Here is a 17,732-nt window from a genome sequence, read left to right on the forward strand (position 1 = left end):
AACACAAAATGCCAAAATCCATCCCCATCCGCCCGAAAGACGTCCGAAAGCCCGGCCGCATCACGTTCGATCCTATCCCGATCAATCAGTACAAGCGAACCGTTCAGCAGGAGTCCGAACGATACGGCGTGGACGCGCTGTTGCGCATCCATCGGGATATGGCCATCATCCGTGCGTTCGAGACCATGCTCAACGAGGTCAAACTCAGCGGGAAGTACGCGGGCATCGAATACAATCATCGCGGACCCGCGCACCTGAGCATCGGCCAGGAAGCCGCATCCGTCGGGCAGTGTTTTCTGCTCGGCGTTGAGGACCATATCTTCGGCAGCCATCGCAGCCACGGTGAGATCCTCGCCAAGGGCCTGAGCGCCATCGCCAAACTCGACGACGCGACCCTCCAGTCCATCATGGAATCCTACATGGGCGGCGCCACCCTCAAAGCTGTCGAGTCTCCGCTCCCGGGTCTCACTTCGCAAGTCTCAAGTCTCAAGGATATCGCCGTCGATTTCCTGCTGTACGGGACTCTGTCTGAGATATTCGGCCGCGAGGCAGGCTTCAATAAGGGCATGGGCGGCAGCATGCACGCGTTCTTTACGCCGTTCGGCGTTTACCCGAACAACGCCATCGTTGGCGGCTCCGGAGATATCAGCGTCGGAGCAGCCCTGTACAAGAAGGTCAACCTGAAGCCGGGCATCGTCATCTGCAACATCGGGGACGCTTCGGCGGGCTGTGGTCCTGTGTGGGAAGGCCTGTGCTTCGCGACTATGGACCAGTTCAAGACCCTTTGGGACGAAGCGCATCGCGGTGGCCTGCCCCTGATTGTGAATTTCGTCAACAACTTCTACGGCATGGGCGGACAGCCGGTTGGCGAGACGATGGGATTCGGCGTCCTCGCGCGGCTTGGCGCGGGCCTCAGCCCGGACAACATGCACGCGGAACGCATCGACGGCTACAACCCGTTGGCCGTTATCGACGCCATCGCCCGCAAGCGCGAGCTCATCGCCAGGGGGGATGGACCGGCGCTCCTCGATACGGTGACCTACCGTTACAGCGGCCACTCACCGTCCGATGCGTCGTCCTATCGCGACAAGGCCGAAATCGAGGAATGGCAGAAGGTCGATTCGCTGGTCACCTACCGCGACAGCCTTCTCGGAGCCGGCCTGGCATCGAGCGTCGAGTTCGACCATGAGCAGTCTCTTGTCAACGCCGCCATTCTGCGCGCTTACACCCGGGCCATAGACCTGGACCTCTCCCCGCGTGCCGACCTGTACGCCGTAGGCTCGCTCCTCGAGTCAACGATGTTCTCCAACGAGAGCGTTGAGTCATTCGACACATCCCGCGAGCCCGAGATCCGGGGACCACTTGCCGAGAACGCCCGGGTCAAGCAGCTCGCCGGGCGCAGTCGAACCGGGGTGGGGGAGGACGGCCAGCCGCTCCCGAAGGGCAAGTGCATCGGCATCCGCGATGCGATCTTCGAGGCCGTTCTGGACCGCTTCACAAAAGACCCCACGATGGTGGCGTACGGCGAGGAGAATCGCGACTGGGGCGGCGCTTTCGGCGTCTATCGCGGACTCACCGAAGCGCTGCCGTACCATCGGCTGTTCAACACGCCCATCTCCGAAGGAGCCATCGCCGGCACGGCGTGCGGGTATGGCCTCGAAGGTGGCCGGGCGCTCGTCGAGCTGATGTACTGCGACTTCATGGGTCGCGCCGGAGACGAAATCTTCAACCAGTTGAGCAAATGGCAGGCGATGTCCGGAGGCGATCTGCGGATGCCCGTGGTCATGCGCGTCTCCGTCGGCAGCAAGTACGGCGCCCAGCACAGCCAGGACTGGACGTCCATGGCGGCTCATATACCCGGCCTGAAAGTCGTTTTCCCGGCCACGCCCTACGACGCCAAAGGCCTGATGGCCGCTGCGCTCTGTGGCACGGACCCCGTCATCTACTTCGAAAGCCAACGCATCTACGATCAGCCCGAACTGTTCCACCCGGAAGGCGTGCCGGCGACGTATTATGAGATTCCAATCGGTGAGCCGGAGGTCAAGAAGCCCGGAAGCGATCTGACGATTCTGACCGTGGGCGCCACGCTCTATCGCGCGCTTCAGGCCGCGAAGCAATTGGAGACGGACCACGGGATCACTTGTGAGGTCATCGACGCGCGCAGCATAGTCCCGTTCAACTACGACCGCGTCATCGAGTCGGTCAGCAAAACCCACCGCATCGTCCTGGCATCGGACGCCTGTGAACGCGGGAGTTTCCTCCATACCATGGCCAGCCGGATCACGGAGTTCGCGTTTGACGAGCTGGACGCCCCGCCGGCCGTGGTTGGCGCGCGCAACTGGATCACGCCCGCCGACGAGGTCGAGGACGCGTTCTTCCCGTACCCGATAGACATCATCGACGCCGTCCACGAGCATATCATGCCCCTTCCCGGCCATCAATCGAAGCGCCCCGCGGATACGGTGGAACTCGAGCGCCGAAGCAGGCTGGGAATATAGGCGCCAGTTCTGCAATCAATACGCTTTCGCCGGTGGGCGCATTGGAAGTACGGACATTACGCCAAACCTTCGATTACCCGGCGCGGCCGGCGAGGCGCATAATAATAACGGAGTGCCTATGTTTTCTGTCGAGTCCTACGGTGTGCTAACGCGTCCTATGACGCCTCATGCGAAGCGACTGAACCCAATCCTGCGCCATTTCGTTGGCGAGACGTTGCGTGCGGAAGCGCTGCGTTTGACGGAGTCCTGCGTCACCGGTAAGGGCTACAAGAAGGCGCTGTCGGCCTTTGTGCACCAGCAACGAGGCATTTCAGCGCCGTTCCTGTGGGAGGTTCGGGATTTCATCGACCGAATGCCGGGCGAAACCGTCCCCGAGGTCTACGAAAACATACTCGCCGGCCTCTAGTCAGCCCTGATGCCTCAGCCCTGCCCCCTGAAGGTCGCCTTGAGTCCCCGGACCGTGTGCCCGGGATAGCCCTTGAATAGCCATAGGCTGGGCGTGTCAACCATCTCGTTCACCAGCACGCGATAGCGTTTGCCCGGCTTCAGCCCCCGCACCGAGAGGTGGATCATGTTCCCGTCGGCCCGCGCCTTCGTGACGCTTACAACCTCGCCCTGCGGCCCGGTAACGTGGTAGTTTGCCGCGTCCGATGCCCGGCCCGCGTCCACGCGCTTCTGGAACACAAGGGATACTCCGCCCTGGCGGGGACGAGCCTCGACAAGGCGGGGCGGATCGTCATACATCGACTTCGTGATGAAGTACTCGTAGTTGACCGTGCCGCGCGCGCCCATCTTCCGTGCCGTGGCATCCGCCGACTTGAGCCAGGTGTAGGTTTGGCGCGAGGGGGCCAGCGATCCGGTGTCCACCTGGAACGTGAATGCCGTTCCCGGTGACAGGTCGCGAAGGTGCTTCACGAATGGGGCGTACTTTTTCAAATAGTCCGGCGGCAGTTCGCTGCGCGACCAGTCCATCCAGTTGGTTTGCAGGCACACCGCGCTCGGGTGCACCGCGTGCGCCATCTCCCCTGCATCGTTGCCTTGCGCCTCCCGCAGCGCGGCCACGGCATTTGGAGAGTCCTGCACGAGCGTCCAGACCATCGTGGGAACGTCGGGCCGCCGCCGGCGCACGCCCCCCGGACCGTCCAGCGTGGCGTTGAGGAAGCGGGCGATCCCCTTCACGCGGGAGTCCATCCATTTGCGGTAAAGCTCGGGGTTGGATTTGTACCACCGCGGCGAGCTGGCGTCGGTGAACTCGGGCATCGCCGTCTCTTCCGGGTGATCCTTCAGAAACGCCGCCCGGCAGTGGGCACACAGGCAGCCGTAGGTATCGCTGGAGGGACCCGGCGCGTCCGGCCAGAACGGCTCAACCAGTTCCACCCCATCGAACGGATACCGTTTCATGGACGCCGCGATCCGCGCGCGCTTGAACGCGATGTAGCCGGGATTGTTCATGCACAGCCGGGTATAGTCTTTGCCAGGGCTGTTGCGTAGCGACATCTTCCACGCTTCCCAGCCCTTCGGGAAATCGGCCGTGCTGTAGGCCACGTGGCAGAACGTGAGATACCAGACCGGGAGCCCTTCTTTGTGAAAGGCATCGATGAGATCGCGCCGGATGGCTGCGTCGTTGGTGACCACGTAGTGAACTTGGCTGTAGCCGTTCGCCCGGATTTCCGAGGCGATGCTCTCCGCGCTGCGACCGGCATAGTACGGGAACCCCGGATCGACCTCGGCCCCGAGTCCATCCAGCATCTGGTGGACCGTGAACGAAGCCGCTGCGAGGCCGGTCGCGGCCAGAAACAGGGCTGCCGTCGCCATAAATCGGGTTGCGCCGGTCACTGTCGTGGTGGCGCCGCGGTGGAGCGGCGAACGACCAGCCTGGTGGGCAGTCGCTCGATAGGTGAGTCGGGTGTGCCGCCGCGAACGGCCTCCTCGAGGCGCTCAACGGCGCGCCGGCCCATCGCATCCAATGGCTGTGCTACCGTGGTGAGCGGCGGGTGCAGAAACGCGGCGCTGAACTTGTCGTCAAACCCAACCACGCTCACGTCGTCCGGAATGCTCAGCCCGCGGTTCTGCAGCGCTTCGATCGTGTGCACGGCCAACTCGTAGCCTGCGGCAAAGAACGCGGTAGGGGCCTCCGGACCATCCATCGTCCGGAGCAGCGCATCCATCTCATCGCGCGACACGGCGGTAGCCGATGCGCAGGGGATGAACCAATCGGGGTTATACGCGATGCCGTGCGCTGCGAGAGCGTCCTGGAAACCGATGTGGCGGTCGCGGCTATTCGACATGTTCTCCGGCGCGCCCACGAATCCGATCCGGGTGTGGCCCAATCCTACGAGGTGATCGACAGCCAGCTTCGCGCCCATGATGTTGTCCGTATCGAGAGCCGGGAACGACTCATCCAGCCACGATGAACCAACCGAAACAAACGGCACGCGTTCCGACACCATTCGGCGCAGCGCCGGTATGGCCTCATCCAGTGGGATCATGAACAGAAAGCCATCCGCGCGCGACCGGAGCCGCGCGCTCGTGCCTTCGTCCAGTGCTTCGTGCACGAGAAGGAGATCCCAACCCGTCTCGAAAGCCGCGCTCTGGACGCCCCGCATGATCTCCGAGAAGTAGGGGTCTCTCTTGATGTAGCCGGGGCTGAAGAGTGAGACCAGGGCAATCGTGCCGTTGTGGACGGCGTGCGCATCCTGGTGCATCACGAAGGTTCCACGGCCGACCTCCCGAAACAGGATGCCGTCGCGAACCATGTCCTGAATCGCCCGGTTCATCGTCATCTGGCTCACGCGGAATCGCGCCGAAAGCTCGCGCTCCGAGGGCAGCTGATCGCCAGGGCCGATCCCCTGGGTATGGATCAGGTTCTCCAGGAACCGCCGGGCCTGTACGTACCGCGGCAGCGGACTCTCTTTATTTACTGTTGCAGACATGCTTAATCACTTTCGCAAGCGCCGACAGGAGACTCGACGTCCTTCAAAAGGCGAGGTTCACCAAATCGCATATACCTATCATATTTTGTTCTATAACAATGATTCCAGTTTCGGCCAAAACGATTTGCGCATATATGTCGCCTTAACGCGCATGGGCTTTCGCCGCAATCGGCCAAAGCCCTCTCATGCCTGCCCCTTCCGTGCGGTTCGGCCGGGTGAAAAGAAGGGCGTACACCATTCCAGTTTGCTCGGTTGGCCGGATATTTGCAGGCAAGCATAATGGAACCACTCCCACTGGGCTGGGCGCGTTTTCAGATCACAACAGCAAAGGAGTGACTTATGCGCATCTCTATTTGGGCAGCGCTCGCCGGATGTGCTCTTCTTTTTCCGGCGACCGGTCGTTGTGGTATTACGTTGATCACGGATTTCGACGGCAACGGGGTCCAACCGGCGGTGACCATTTTCCGGCAGCCAAGCTTCTCCGGAAGCACCGGCGGTTTCCTCGCGGCAACGCCAAACCTCGCCGCCACCTCCACCAGTCAGGCCAGCAGCGGAACGAAGTCGCTGAACGTGCAGTGGGCCTTCAAGGACACCGGCGTGAACGACTGGCTGCGCTTGACCACCAGCGGTTACAACCCGGTCATCGACGCGGGTGGCGCGCTGACGATGAAAGTTCTTCTGACCTCGAACGACCCGTTGCAGGTCTGCCTCGGGGTCCGCGAGCGGGTTTATACGTCTGATCCGCCGCTTGGCTCCATCGGCGCCGGATCGGGAAGCACGATCGAATGGGTCGGCGCAACCGGCAAGACCAGTGGCGCCCCGGTCTGCACCCATACGATCACGCCGGGCGCGTGGCAGGACCTGACATTCATCATCCCATCCGAGCCGATTTTCTCGTTCAATGCCGGAAACGGCGTCATCAATCCGACCTTCGGTAAGGTGGACCTCGAGCACCTGGCGTTCCGTATCCCGGGCGGCAGCGCTAACCCGGTGAACCTGTACATCGACGACATCCAGACTCGCAGCCTCGATACAATCCCCGAACCGGGCACGTTGGCCCTGCTCGTCACGGGCCTTCTGCCCCTGCTGGGGCTTCGCCGGCGCACCCGGTAGTCACAGGCACGATCAACAAACGCGTGAAGGCCGCGCCTCTCCCTGGGGGCCGGCCTTTTCGCAAGTAGACTGGCCCGCCGCAGGCCCGGTGTGGCCAAATGCGATCGCCTGTGCAAGAATGAAAGCATGCAGCGTAATCCCACCTTGAACCGGTGCGCGCCGGTCCTGCTCGCGTTCTTTGCGGTGGCCACGCCGGCCCGGTGCGGTCCCACTGCGGTCGGCGGATCCGTCGATGGGACGTGGACCCTTGCCGGCAGCCCGTATGTCTGCTCCACAACCGATCTCACGGTGGACTCGGGCCATTCCCTCTCGATCGACCCGGGTGTGGTGGTGCAGTTCGACACGAACCGCCGGATGCAGGTGGCCGGAACGTTGACCGCTCTGGGCGCCGCAGGCTCGCCGATAATCTTCACGTCCACCGCGCCGTCTCCGGTCGCGGGCGCGTGGAAACAGCTTCAATTCCTGAACACGGCCGCCGCGGCCCTCGACCATGTCGCCGTTCAGTGGGCGGGACAGGGAAGCGTCGCCGCCGTACAAATTGGAACCGCTTCGGCCCCCTCAGGCCCGCTCACCGTCACACTCACAAACTCCGCAATCGCCTCCTGCGCGGGATTCGGCCTGGCCATTGCCACAGACTCTCTGGCCAGGCACACCGTCACTATCTCTGGCACGTCAATTCACGGAGCGGGCAAAGGCGGCATCGATATTCAATCGGCGCTATTGACCGACGTCGTGAGCATCACGGGAAACGATCTCACTGCAAACTCGGGCCCTGCGGTGCAGGTGAAATCGCAGGCTTTGCCGGCCTTCAACTCCACCGCATCCGCCTTCTCCGGAAACCTGCCCGGCGATGTGTTCAGCCTCCCCGCGTTTCAAACGGTCTCTCAGAACGTCACACTCCAGCACGACCTCACCGTCCTGCCCGGGTCCGGCGGGGGCCCAACCGTGGCGTCGAACGTGACCTTGGCCGTACAACCCGGTGTCACCATGCGCTTTGATGCCAACCAGACCCTGAATGTATATGGCTCCCTCTCCGCCGCAGGCAGCGCTGTCGGCCCCGTCACCTTCACCGGAGTGAGTCCCCTCGCTGGGGCCTGGAACGGCATCTGGCTGCACGCCTTCGCTACCGGTAGTCTTTCGCGGGCGCAGGTCAATGGCGCGGGAGCGCAAGGCGGACCGGGTATACTGGCGGACGGAGCCACGCTTTCGGTCGCGGACTCGGATTTCGGCAATCTCCAGTGGCATGCGGTGGACTTCGAGGACACCGATACCCAGACACACACCCTGTCCGTTACGAGATGCACATTTCACAACGTGTCGAGCGGGGACACGGGTAATCCGGCCGCCGGAGTGCGGATCGGGCTCGCAAACCCGGGTGACGTCGCGGTGCTATCGGGCAACACCTTCACATCTGTCGATCGCGCGATTTCACTGGCGCCCGCCGCGCTGCCGGTATTCAACGCCGGGCCGAATGCCGTCGCGGGCAACTCCCCGGACGATACCGTCTGGGTGGACGGCGGCAGCATTCCGGATGGCGCCGCGATTTGGGAGCGCATCCAGGCGGCCGCCGATCTGATCGTGCCGGTCGTCGCGACGGTCACTTTCGAACCTGGATCGGGTCTCCGCATGGGATCCGGCGCAGCCTGTTCCGTATACGGGCGGCTCAACGTGTCGGGACAGCCGGGCTCGGTCGTCACCTTGGACGGAACGGGCGGCCTCGCTGGCGCCTGGGGCGGTCTGCAGTTCCAGCCGGGCTCCACTGGCACACTGACGTCCGCCGCGCTGTCCAACGGAGGGGCTAACGCCTCGGCGGAACTCAATGTGAACGGCGCCGGCGTTACAGCTGTCGGATGCGCATTCCTGAACGGTTCCGGCCCCGGGATCAAATTGTCCGGCTCGGTCGCGGTCACCGTCAAGGGCTCCCTTATCACGGGCAACGCGGGAAACGGAGTTGCGGACAACGCCTCCGGACCGCGGACCATTGGAGGCGCACTGGTCGACGGCAACGACCTCGTAGCGAATGGGGCGTTCGCGGATTCCGCCATGAATGACTGGCAGGAAGCCGTGGGGAACTACTGGGGCGCCGACTCCGGTCCCTACCATCCCACGCTCAATCCGCTGGGCTTGGGAGGCACCGTCAGCGATCACATCCATTTCTTGCCTTTCAGCGGGGCGCCGCGGACGCTTCCGGTGGCTCTTCTTGATCTGCTGACAGGGCCGGCCTCCGGAATCATCCCCATCAGCGGAACCGCCGCCAGTGCGCTTCTGGCGAATTGGACGCTCGAGTACGGTCCGGGTGATCCGCCGTCCTCCTATCACGTCTTCGCGCAGGGGACGGCTAATGTGGCCTCCGGCTTGATCGCCAACTGGAATACCGCCGGATTGAACTCGCGGCTGCGCTACTCCGTCCGCCTGACGGTTCAGGACGTGCTCGGCCGCGTGGCGCAGAGCGTTGTCGTGACCAAATCGCCGTACGGGGACATCTCGGGCAATGGCGAAGTGGACCTGCCGGATGCCGTTCTGGCGGCCAGGTTTGCGAGGGGGCGGGGCGTTCCCACAGCCGGCCAGTTACAGACCGGCGACGTCCGGCCCGCGGATAAGCCGGACGGCGCCATAACCGTCGCGGACGTCATCGCCATCTTGAAGACCGTTGCGGGGCTCTACGGAAACCTCCCCTGATGAAAAATCGGAGTGGCAAATGGTGAAACGGGGAAACGAGCGCCTATCGGCTCATTTCCCCGTTTCGTCATTTCCCATAGCCGCCCGTTAACTAGACCAGGGCCCTGAAGATGCCCATCGAGGCGGCGTGGCGGTGGCGCAATTTCTTGATGGCCCCGTGTTCAATCTGGCGGATGCGCTCTTTGGTGAGGTGGAAGTGCTTTCCCACCTCTTCCAACGTGTGAGTGCTTCCGTCCTGCAGGCCGAAGCGAAGCTCCACGATCTGCCGCTCGCGCGGATCCAGATCGCTCAGCAAATGCTCCACGCGATCCTGCAATTCCTCTTGAGGCACGTCTTCCGTTGTGCCTTTGTCAACCAGAATATCTCCCAGACTGGTGCTTTCACCTTCAACTAGCGGCGTCTCAAGGCTCACCGGCTCGTTGTTCAGCGGCAGAAGATCGTGGACCTGGTCCACGCTCATCGCGCTGGCGTTGGCCAATTCGTCTTCGGTAGGCTCTCTGCCCAGTAATTGAAAGAGGGTGTCGGAGGCGCGGCTCAGGCGCCGCACCTGGTTCACCACATTGTACGGAAGTCGAATGCTTCGGCTCTGTTCGGCCAGCGCACGGATGATGGCCTGGCGGATCCAGAGTGTAGCATACGTACTGAACCGTACCCCGCGCCGATAGTCGAATTTCTCCACGGCGCGCAGCAGGCCGATGTTGCCCTCTTGAATAAGGTCATCAAAAGGCAGGCTGTGTCCCCGGAATCGCTTGGCGATGCTGACAACCAGGCGGAAGTTCCCTTCCGCCAGAGCGACCTTGGCCGACTCGTCACCCAGTTCGATGCGTTTGGCGAGCACAATGACCTGGTCAGTGCTAAGCAGCGGAGCGCGTCCTGCGCGCTCCAGCCAGGTCTGTACCGTGTCGTCTACGCCCTTGGGCTCCGCGGCCTCCGCCGTCCTCTCCGTTACCAACTTCGGTTCTGTCAACGCTTCCAAGACTGTTCCCTCCATTGGGTTGTTTGGGACAAAACTGTCCCCTCGTCGGGGCACGAAATCGTGCCCTCGAAGTCGTTGAAACTGGATTGTTCCCGCGACGCATAGACATTAACCCAAGGTTAAGTCCATCGCGATTATACCAGTAAATCTGCCATTTGGCAATGATTGATTTTTTATATAGGCCTGAGGCCTGTTATCACCGGCTGCCCGACGCAATCGGTCACGGGTGACGTGTCGCCTCAATTCTATCACATGTAGACACGCCGGCGATATAGTACATTGGTCCCCGGTCACAGGACGAAGGTACTGTGTCTGCATGCCGGAGGAGAGTCGAATCAAATGCCCGTCGAAAACCACGAAGACGTAAGTCTCACAATTGGGGCCCGTACCTGGCTCGGCCCGTTTTGGGTCGCTACTCGGAACGGGCTTGTGATCGAGGTCGGGTTCGCCGCTGAAATGCCGCTGCAATATGCGCTAGACGACCCGCTGGGCCGTCGCGTTGCATCCGAAATTCACGAATTTCTGGAGGGCGATCGCCGCCGCTTCGATGTCCCCATCGACTGGACCGTCATGCCTCCCGCCTATTCGGCGATTCTCCGGGCGCTCTACGAAAATGTGTCATGGGGCGACTTCGTGACGTACGGAGAACTGGCGGCGATGGCCGGTTACCCTGGGGCGGCGAGGGCCGCGGGTACCGCCTGCCGTCACAATCCGTTTGCCGTGGTGGTGCCCGCCCACAGGGTCATCGCCGCCGGGGGGCGGATCGGCGGATTCGCTGGCCGGCCGGACCTCAAGCGTGCACTCCTCGCCCGCGAGGGCCTCGGCCCGTTCAAAGACTAATGGGCTGCGCGGCCACCCTGCACGGCTCAACAGGCGCCGTCTGCCGCCCCGTGATTTGACAACCCCGACGCCCGCACGGGTACCATGAGCCGGTATAGCCGCCAATCAACCTGTAAGGATCTGCTAGAACATGCCTAAAGTCACCTTTCTCGGCGCCGGTAGCACAGTATTCGCGAACACACTCATCGGCGACCTCCTGAGCTTCCCGGAATTTCGGGACAACCTCCATATCTCCCTGCACGACATTAACCAGGAACGTCTCTCCGTCAGTGAGCAGGTCGCCCATCAGATGGCGGCTACTTTGGGCGCAACGCCGACCATCACCGCCCATCTGGACCGGAGGGAGGCCCTCGATGGAGCCGGCTACGCTCTGAATATGATCCAGGTCGGCGGCTACGAACCGGCCACGGTAACGGATTTCGAAATCCCGAAGAAATACGGCCTGCGCCAGACCATCGCCGATACCCTCGGTATCGGAGGCATCATGCGCGCGGTTCGCACCATCCCCGTGATGCTGGAGTTCGCCGCCGATATGGAAGAGGTGTGCCCGGACGCCTGGCTGCTGAACTACACCAACCCGATGGCCATGTGCACGTGGGGCGTCAGCGAAGGCAGTAGTATCCGCACCGTGGGCCTCTGCCACAGTGTCTTCGGCACCGCCGGACAGCTTGCGGACAGGGCAGGGGTGCCTTTCGAGGAAGTGAACTACATCTGCGCCGGAATCAACCACATGTCGTTCTACTTGTCCTTCGAGCATAAAGGAGAGGATCTCTATCCCGCCATCAAGGGCACCATCGGCGACACCGAAAAGTGGAAATATGACCTCGTGCGCATGGAAGTTCTCCGCCGCCTCGGGTACGCAGTGACGGAGTCCAGCGAGCATTTTGCCGAGTACGTCCCGTGGTTCATAAAGCGTGACAACCCGGAACTGATTGAGGAATTGCAGATCCCGCTGGACGAATATCCGCGCCGCTGCCGCGACCAGATCGCCGGATGGAACGCCCTCCAGGCGAAATTGCTCGCCGGAGAAGAACTGGGTGAACATAACCGCAGCCGCGAATACGGCTCCTATATCATCAACAGCATCGAGACGGGCACGCCGCGGGTGGTGAATGCCAACGTGATGAACCACGGCCTCATCACCAACCTCCCGGAAAACTGCTGTGTGGAGGTGCCCTGCCTCGTGGACGGCAGCGGCGTTCAGCCCACCCAGATCGGCGACCTCCCGCGCCAGTGCGCCGCCGTCATTCGATCAAACGTCAACGTTCAGGAACTCACCGTGGCCGCCGTTCTGGAAAACGATCGCGAGAGCCTGTACCACGCCGCCATGATGGACCCGCACACCGCCGCGGAACTCGTGCCGGATCAGATCGTCGATCTTGTGGACGAGCTCATCGATGCGCATGGCGAATTCATCCCGGAAGGCTTGCGGTAGAGGAAAACAGGGAAATGGGGTCATGAGGAAATGGGGAAATACGTCGGCGCGTACCCCCATTTCCCCATTTCCTCGTTTCCCCATGGGGTAGGGGTACTAATGGCGACTCTCGGTAAACCAATAACGGAATCGATTCCGGACTCAATGCTCCGCGATCTGCTGGGCAGTGATTCGCCGTGGGCCGTGATCCTGTTCAATGATGAGGAACACACCTTCGACGATGTCGCCCACCAGTTGCAGAAAGCGATCGGGTGCAGCCTCGAGCGGGGATACGAATTCGCCAACACCGTGGATTCCGAAGGTCAGGCCCTCGTCTACCAGGGCGATCTGGAGCACTGCGAACGCGTCGCCACGATCCTCGAGGATATCCGCCTAAAGGTGAAACTCGAGGTACAGTGACCTGGCCGCCCACAAGACCCGCCTCACACCTCACGCCGAGATGTGTCGCTTCGCTCAACATGACAAACCTCACACCCTGTCATGCTGAGCGAAACGACGAATCTCATCGACAACAACCCCGAATCCGACGCAGAGGATGCGATTGATCGCCGGTGCCACGCGAACGATTGGAACGATTGTACCGGGGCGCTTTGCACTCTGCCTACTGCATTCTGCCTTCATCGTTCGTCGTTGCCGCCCCTCAGGCCAGGCCGTCGCGGAACTTGGGCTCGGCGGCGTGCGCCCCGTTGCAGAACGGCTTATTGTCGGATCTGCCGCACCGGCACAGCGTCAATCGGTTGCGAACCTCGTAGTTTGTACCATCCGAGCCAACGAGTTCGATCCCGCCGCGCACCCAGAGAGGTCCGCTGCATTTTTCCGCGGGATCCTCGACGACGCCGATTGATTGACTCAGCGAGGGCTCAATCGCTTCTCCGGTGGACTTGTCGATGGCGATCAGGCGTCCGGCGGGGCAATTGCCGGTCTGGCGGATGAGATTCGCCCTGGTCTGAGGGTCATCGCTTTCTTCCACCTGGTTCCATACGCGCCCGTTCGGGTCGCAGAAGCGGGCGAACGCGCACAGGACCTCGGCATCCGCGAGTTGCATCGTCGGTCCGTCCAGCACGTCTGCCTGCTCCATCACCGTCTCGAGGCTCGCGGTTTCCGTCCCGTCAAAGCCGATCTTCGCATGGGTACCGTCGCAGAACGGTTTGTTTCTTGATTCGCCGCAGCGGCAGAGGTGATACTCCCCCGAGACGGGTAATTCGCGGCGCTCAGCCCAGGTGATGGACTCGCCCCTGGCGTTTGTCTCGATGTCCAGCACGGTAAGCGGCGCGGGGCCGGATACCAGATAGGGACCGTCTTTGGCGATCGTGATCCTAACGGGTTCAGTCATTCGTTCTCCCCTTCCTATCGCGCGATTCGGGCGCCGCGTCGTGACGCGCTCCACACGAGGTGCGGCGTGGCGCCCGGTTCATCAAACAGGATGGACACTGCGGATTCGCGAACCATCCCTATCGCCCGACCGATGGTCTCAGCCCCGCCGGTGTGGGTGGCGTAACTGGCGGCATCGCCGGCTCCGGCGCCGGCTCGGCGCCCACGGGGGCCTTCAGGCGGGCCAGCGCGGCAAGCGCTTCCGGATTGGTGGCCTCGATGCGCGTAACGGCCTCGTATTCGTTTCGAGCGCCTATCAGAGAGTTCTGAGCCTCGTAGAGTTTCGCCAGCCCGAGATGGGCGGTCACACTGCGGTCGTCCTTGGCCAACACCTTCTTGTACTCGGCTTCCGCGCTCTTCTGGTCGCCGGCTTTCGCCAGCATATCCGCCAGCCCGGTGCGCGACAGGGCATCTTCCGGGCGCAGTGCGATCAGCGCCCTGTAAGCCTCCGCCGCCTCTGTCCAGTGGCCGCGCCCGCTGGCGTAAGTCGCAAAGGCTCTCGCGATCCCTTCGTTCTTCGGATACTTTTTCGCCAGCGCCTGGAACGTTCCGATACCGTTGGCGACGCTTTGCGGGTTGATTTTCGTCTCCGGAATGAGAACGCCATCCTTGCTCGCATAGGCGTCGCCGAGCTGAACATAAATGCTGGGATTCGGCAGGCCCTTCGCGGCGGCCTTGTTATACGCCGCAATGACCGTATCGATCATCCCGTTCCGCTGGGCCATCGGGACCAACTGCTGGCTTATGAACGTATCCCCGGGCTGCTTCGCCCAGACGTTGATGAGCGTGTTGACGGCCTCCGCGCTCTTGCCCGAGGCCTCCTGGACACGCGCGACGTCCGTCGCCCAGGAATTGTCGAATTTGTTCAGCGTTCCTACCTTGCGGTATGCGGCGATTGCCCCGGCGGTATCGCCTTTCTTTTCCAGCGCCTTCGCCAGGCCCGATTGCAGCGTCGCATCATTTGGAGCCTTAGCCACCAGCGCCTTGTATTCCTTGATGGACTCATCTGTCTTGCCGGCGTCCAGCAGCACGCGGGCGATCAGCGGCCTGTAAATGGTCGACTTGGGGTTCGCTTTGGCGGCCAGGCGATATTGCGCGACCGCTTCGTCCCATTTCTTCTGCACTTCCAGCATCCCGCCCGCCATCTGGTACGTAGCCTCGATATCCTTGGCTTTGGCGGGCGCCGACGCCAATTCCTTCAGGGCATCGTCAATCTTGTTCTGGCGCTGCAGCAATTGTGCCTGGCGGATGTACGGGGAGGCGATGTTGGGTTGTGCCTTCTTCGCCATGTCGTAAATCTTCTTCGCGTCATCCATCTTGGCCTGGTCGCGATATTGATCGCCGAGCGCCAGAAACGCCTCGACGTTCTTGGGCTCTTCCTTCGTCCAGGTGGTGAGTTCCTGGATTGCCTTGTCTGGCTGGCCGCCCTGGAAATAGAAGTTCGCGATATCGCGGTGTTTGCTCTTATCCTTGGCCAGCAGTGGCTTGAACAACGCTACCGCTTTATCCGTCTGTTTCTTGCCGGAGTAGAGGCTGGACAGCATGTTCAGGCTCATCTGATCGTTCGGCTTCACCTTGAGAAGGCGCTCGTAGTAGGGGATCGCTTCGTCAGGCTTCCCGCCGAACTGCGCGGCGATCGCCGCCGACTGCAGCGCGGACGTATTATTCGGATCCACGGCGAGCAGGCGCTTGTACGTTTCGTTCGCCTTGTCGTTCATTCCGGACCGCTGGTATGCGTAGGCCAGCATGCCGTAAGCCTGCTTGTTCCGTGGATCTTCTTTGAGTATCGATTCGTAGATCGCCGCCGCTTCCTTGCCCTTGTTCTCAAACACCAGGGCGCCGGCCAGGTTCATGCGCGCCGCCGCGCGGCGGTTGGTCCCGGGCGCCTCCAGCACCTTCCGAAAGCGTTTTTCCGCCTCCGGGTACCGCTTCTGGTTGTATGCCGCCACACCCACAGCGAAATTCGCTTCGGGATCGTTCGGGTGATCCTTCAGAATTTTGCTGAACATCGCCGAGGACTGTTTCGTCTCGCCCAACTGCGCCTGCAACCGGGCGACGTTCGTTGCCGCCACAGTGTTCGACGGGTCCAGCGCGACCACCTTCTGAAACTGCGCCAGCGCCTCGCGCGGTTTGTTCGATTTCGCGTACATCAGGCCCAGGCTGAACGCCACCTGCGGATCATTCGGCGAGGTCTTCGCGATGATGAGGAGCTCGCGCTTGAGGTCCTCGTTCCGGTTCTGCGAGGCGTAAAGCGTCGCCAGCGACCGGTGAAGCGGGATGAAATCCGGTCGAAGCAGAACCGCCACGCGGAATTGCTTTTCGGCGGCCGACCGGTTTCCAAGCGCGTATTCGACCTCGCCCAGGGCGGCCCGCGCCAGCGGATCCTTTGGCGCCGCCGCCACGGTCCGCCGCAGCAACGGAGCCGCGTCGCCCCACCGGTGCTGAAGCACATAGGTGTCCGCGAGCGCCCGCATCGCCATCGGGTTCTTGGGATCGATCGCCAAAGCTTTCTTCAGCATCGTCTCCGCGCGGCCAGGGTCGTTCTTAAGGCGGTAGATAACGCCCATATTGACCCAGGCGGGAGCCACCTTTGGAAACGCTGCTACGATCTGCTGGAACCCCTTCAGGGCTTCATCGTACCGCTTCGCCTGCATGGATTTCACCGCGCGCTCGAACTGGGCCTGGGCCGCCTTCGCCCGGGCTGTATCCGCAGCCGACGGTGTCTGAGCGCGAACAAAGCCCGCGAATGGCAGCAGCAACAGAAGTACGGCGAAAGCGCGCGGGGCGCGACGTATGTTCATGGTTGACCTTTCGGTGTGTGGTGTTCTGGGGGCCGAAACGAGGCCTCACGCTGAAATTATTAGGGTAACGGGCGCTCGCAGTCAATCCGGCGCGCCCTCGTCCCAACGACGGTCCGCCGAAGGCCATACAGCCGGGCGCTTCCGTGTCCGCCCTCCGGGCGCTCGTAAACGCACTCAAATGGAACCCAACCGCGTGAACATCGTCCCGTTTAGTGTCTGGTTGGGTCCTCGTCCTATAATGACGTCGGCGCCCATCTCCGGGCCGAACTCAAGGAGGACTCAATGCTCTTTAGATCTACCCTGCGCGCGGGCCTGGTTATGATAGCGATCGCGGCCCTCGCGCCCTGTCGACCCGCGGTTGCCGCCCCGTCCAAGGCGGCGAAGCCCCCCGCAAAACGTGCTGCAAAGGCCGCGCCCAAAAAGGTGGGCACGGCGGCCAAAACGCCCCCTGAGACTGTCAGCCGCCTCATCGCGGCGATGCGCCGGAGGGACAAGGAAGGCATCTCGGACGCGTTCAACTGGACGCGCTTCGCAGCCGAAATGAACAAGCTCATCCCGGATGGCAAAGGGCTTGATGCAGCGACCTACAAGACGCTCCTGGTCGAAACCCTCAACGTTGAGCCTGCCGTCAGCACCAATCTGCGGGTCGGCAAGGAAACTAAAAAGGGACCGGACACGGCGACGGTGGAAATGCGCCGGGTCTTCCCTGCCGGCAGTGGCAAGAGCGGACCAAACCAGATTCGGACCATTAACGTTCTGAGTCTCGGCAAGGAAAAGAACGGCCTGTGGAGGATCTTCCGTCTGGACTCAGCGGGCCAGCCCGTCCCGGCGCCCGCCTCCAAGCCGATGGTTCCGCGCGCCCCTCAAGGCATGGTCCCAGCCGCCGGCTCGGACAAGAAATAGCCTGGCGCGCGGTCTTCGCACTCTGCGGATAACCTCTCCCCGGAATCGGGTAGGCGGGGTCGTTACCGGCCCCGCCTCCCACACCACCCGGCATGCGGGTCCGCACCGGGCGGTTCACTCAGACTTAAGCGCGTGGTATCTCTCCGCGAGAGACGAGAATCCCATCTGGATGAGCTTGGCGTT

General features: G+C 62.3%; 13 protein-coding genes. 8 read left to right on the forward strand and 5 right to left on the reverse strand.

The features are described 5' to 3' along the window. Nucleotides 1-8: 8 nt before the first annotated feature. Together VGM51_18255 and VGM51_18260 are read left to right on the forward strand one after the other, a co-directional pair. Complete coding sequence (locus tag VGM51_18255; GenBank protein HEY3414981.1) at nucleotides 9-2,498, forward strand: thiamine pyrophosphate-dependent enzyme; 2,490 nt, start codon at nucleotides 9-11, stop codon at nucleotides 2,496-2,498. A gap of 118 nt (nucleotides 2,499-2,616) precedes the next feature. Then, the gene (locus VGM51_18260) at nucleotides 2,617-2,904 is read left to right on the forward strand and encodes a hypothetical protein (GenBank protein HEY3414982.1); all 288 of its coding nucleotides are present in this window, start codon (nucleotides 2,617-2,619) and stop codon (nucleotides 2,902-2,904) included. Between the two features lie 14 nt (nucleotides 2,905-2,918). Here the strand turns inward: VGM51_18260 and VGM51_18265 are convergent, their stop codons facing one another. Both VGM51_18265 and VGM51_18270 read right to left on the reverse strand, forming a co-directional pair. Beyond that, a complete protein-coding gene (locus VGM51_18265) occupies nucleotides 2,919-4,313 on the reverse strand; it encodes a hypothetical protein (GenBank protein ID HEY3414983.1) in 1,395 nt (464 codons plus the stop codon). A gap of 17 nt (nucleotides 4,314-4,330) precedes the next feature. Further along, complete coding sequence (locus tag VGM51_18270) at nucleotides 4,331-5,431, reverse strand: GntR family transcriptional regulator (protein ID HEY3414984.1); 1,101 nt, start codon at nucleotides 5,429-5,431, stop codon at nucleotides 4,331-4,333. Nucleotides 5,432-5,770: 339 nt separating this feature from the next. Here VGM51_18270 and VGM51_18275 point away from each other — a divergent pair, with 339 nt between their 5' ends. After that, nucleotides 5,771-6,544, forward strand: coding sequence for a PEP-CTERM sorting domain-containing protein (locus VGM51_18275; protein HEY3414985.1), 774 nt, complete (start codon nucleotides 5,771-5,773; stop codon nucleotides 6,542-6,544). A 126-nt stretch (nucleotides 6,545-6,670) separates the two neighbouring features. Beyond that, nucleotides 6,671-9,223 (forward strand): dockerin type I repeat-containing protein, encoded by a 2,553-nt coding sequence (locus VGM51_18280; GenBank protein ID HEY3414986.1) that lies wholly within the window; start codon nucleotides 6,671-6,673, stop codon nucleotides 9,221-9,223. 91 nt (nucleotides 9,224-9,314) lie between these two features. Here VGM51_18280 and VGM51_18285 read toward each other — a convergent pair whose 3' ends face one another. After that, nucleotides 9,315-10,199, reverse strand: coding sequence for a sigma-70 family RNA polymerase sigma factor (locus VGM51_18285; GenBank protein ID HEY3414987.1), 885 nt, complete (start codon nucleotides 10,197-10,199; stop codon nucleotides 9,315-9,317). A 339-nt stretch (nucleotides 10,200-10,538) separates the two neighbouring features. Here VGM51_18285 and VGM51_18290 point away from each other — a divergent pair, with 339 nt between their 5' ends. The 3 genes from VGM51_18290 to VGM51_18300 all read left to right on the forward strand — a co-directional run bounded on the left by VGM51_18290 (nucleotide 10,539) and on the right by VGM51_18300 (nucleotide 12,873). Continuing rightward, a complete protein-coding gene (locus VGM51_18290) occupies nucleotides 10,539-11,039 on the forward strand; it encodes an MGMT family protein (GenBank protein HEY3414988.1) in 501 nt (166 codons plus the stop codon). Nucleotides 11,040-11,169: 130 nt separating this feature from the next. Beyond that, the gene (locus VGM51_18295) at nucleotides 11,170-12,474 is read left to right on the forward strand and encodes an alpha-glucosidase/alpha-galactosidase (protein HEY3414989.1); all 1,305 of its coding nucleotides are present in this window, start codon (nucleotides 11,170-11,172) and stop codon (nucleotides 12,472-12,474) included. A gap of 99 nt (nucleotides 12,475-12,573) precedes the next feature. Further along, nucleotides 12,574-12,873 (forward strand): ATP-dependent Clp protease adaptor ClpS, encoded by a 300-nt coding sequence (locus tag VGM51_18300; protein HEY3414990.1) that lies wholly within the window; start codon nucleotides 12,574-12,576, stop codon nucleotides 12,871-12,873. A 241-nt stretch (nucleotides 12,874-13,114) separates the two neighbouring features. Here the strand turns inward: VGM51_18300 and VGM51_18305 are convergent, their stop codons facing one another. Then, nucleotides 13,115-13,807: a CDGSH iron-sulfur domain-containing protein gene (locus VGM51_18305; GenBank protein HEY3414991.1), complete on the reverse strand. Its 693-nt coding sequence runs from the start codon at nucleotides 13,805-13,807 to the stop codon at nucleotides 13,115-13,117. Between the two features lie 118 nt (nucleotides 13,808-13,925). Then, nucleotides 13,926-16,646: a tetratricopeptide repeat protein gene (locus VGM51_18310; protein ID HEY3414992.1), complete on the reverse strand. Its 2,721-nt coding sequence runs from the start codon at nucleotides 16,644-16,646 to the stop codon at nucleotides 13,926-13,928. Nucleotides 16,647-16,928: 282 nt separating this feature from the next. Here VGM51_18310 and VGM51_18315 point away from each other — a divergent pair, with 282 nt between their 5' ends. Beyond that, nucleotides 16,929-17,549 (forward strand): hypothetical protein, encoded by a 621-nt coding sequence (locus VGM51_18315; protein ID HEY3414993.1) that lies wholly within the window; start codon nucleotides 16,929-16,931, stop codon nucleotides 17,547-17,549. The last annotated feature ends 183 nt before the right edge of the window (nucleotides 17,550-17,732 follow it).

Source organism: Armatimonadota bacterium, assembly GCA_036504095.1.
Taxonomy (GTDB): domain Bacteria; phylum Armatimonadota; class DTGP01; order JAKQQT01; family JAKQQT01; genus DASXUL01.

Excerpts from the sequence above, each read along its gene's own strand:
- VGM51_18260 (HEY3414982.1), top strand. The coding sequence starts at position 2,617 with ATGTTTTCTGTCGAGTCCTACGGTGTGCTAACGCGTCCTATGACGCCT.
- VGM51_18295 (HEY3414989.1), top strand. The coding sequence starts at position 11,170 with ATGCCTAAAGTCACCTTTCTCGGCGCCGGTAGCACAGTATTCGCGAAC.
- VGM51_18310 (HEY3414992.1), bottom strand. The coding sequence starts at position 16,646 with ATGAACATACGTCGCGCCCCGCGCGCTTTCGCCGTACTTCTGTTGCTG.
- VGM51_18270 (HEY3414984.1), bottom strand. The coding sequence starts at position 5,431 with ATGTCTGCAACAGTAAATAAAGAGAGTCCGCTGCCGCGGTACGTACAG.
- VGM51_18280 (HEY3414986.1), top strand. The coding sequence starts at position 6,671 with ATGCAGCGTAATCCCACCTTGAACCGGTGCGCGCCGGTCCTGCTCGCG.
- VGM51_18275 (HEY3414985.1), top strand. The coding sequence starts at position 5,771 with ATGCGCATCTCTATTTGGGCAGCGCTCGCCGGATGTGCTCTTCTTTTT.
- VGM51_18265 (HEY3414983.1), bottom strand. The coding sequence starts at position 4,313 with ATGGCGACGGCAGCCCTGTTTCTGGCCGCGACCGGCCTCGCAGCGGCT.
- VGM51_18315 (HEY3414993.1), top strand. The coding sequence starts at position 16,929 with ATGCTCTTTAGATCTACCCTGCGCGCGGGCCTGGTTATGATAGCGATC.
- VGM51_18290 (HEY3414988.1), top strand. The coding sequence starts at position 10,539 with ATGCCCGTCGAAAACCACGAAGACGTAAGTCTCACAATTGGGGCCCGT.
- VGM51_18300 (HEY3414990.1), top strand. The coding sequence starts at position 12,574 with ATGGCGACTCTCGGTAAACCAATAACGGAATCGATTCCGGACTCAATG.
- VGM51_18255 (HEY3414981.1), top strand. The coding sequence starts at position 9 with ATGCCAAAATCCATCCCCATCCGCCCGAAAGACGTCCGAAAGCCCGGC.
- VGM51_18305 (HEY3414991.1), bottom strand. The coding sequence starts at position 13,807 with ATGACTGAACCCGTTAGGATCACGATCGCCAAAGACGGTCCCTATCTG.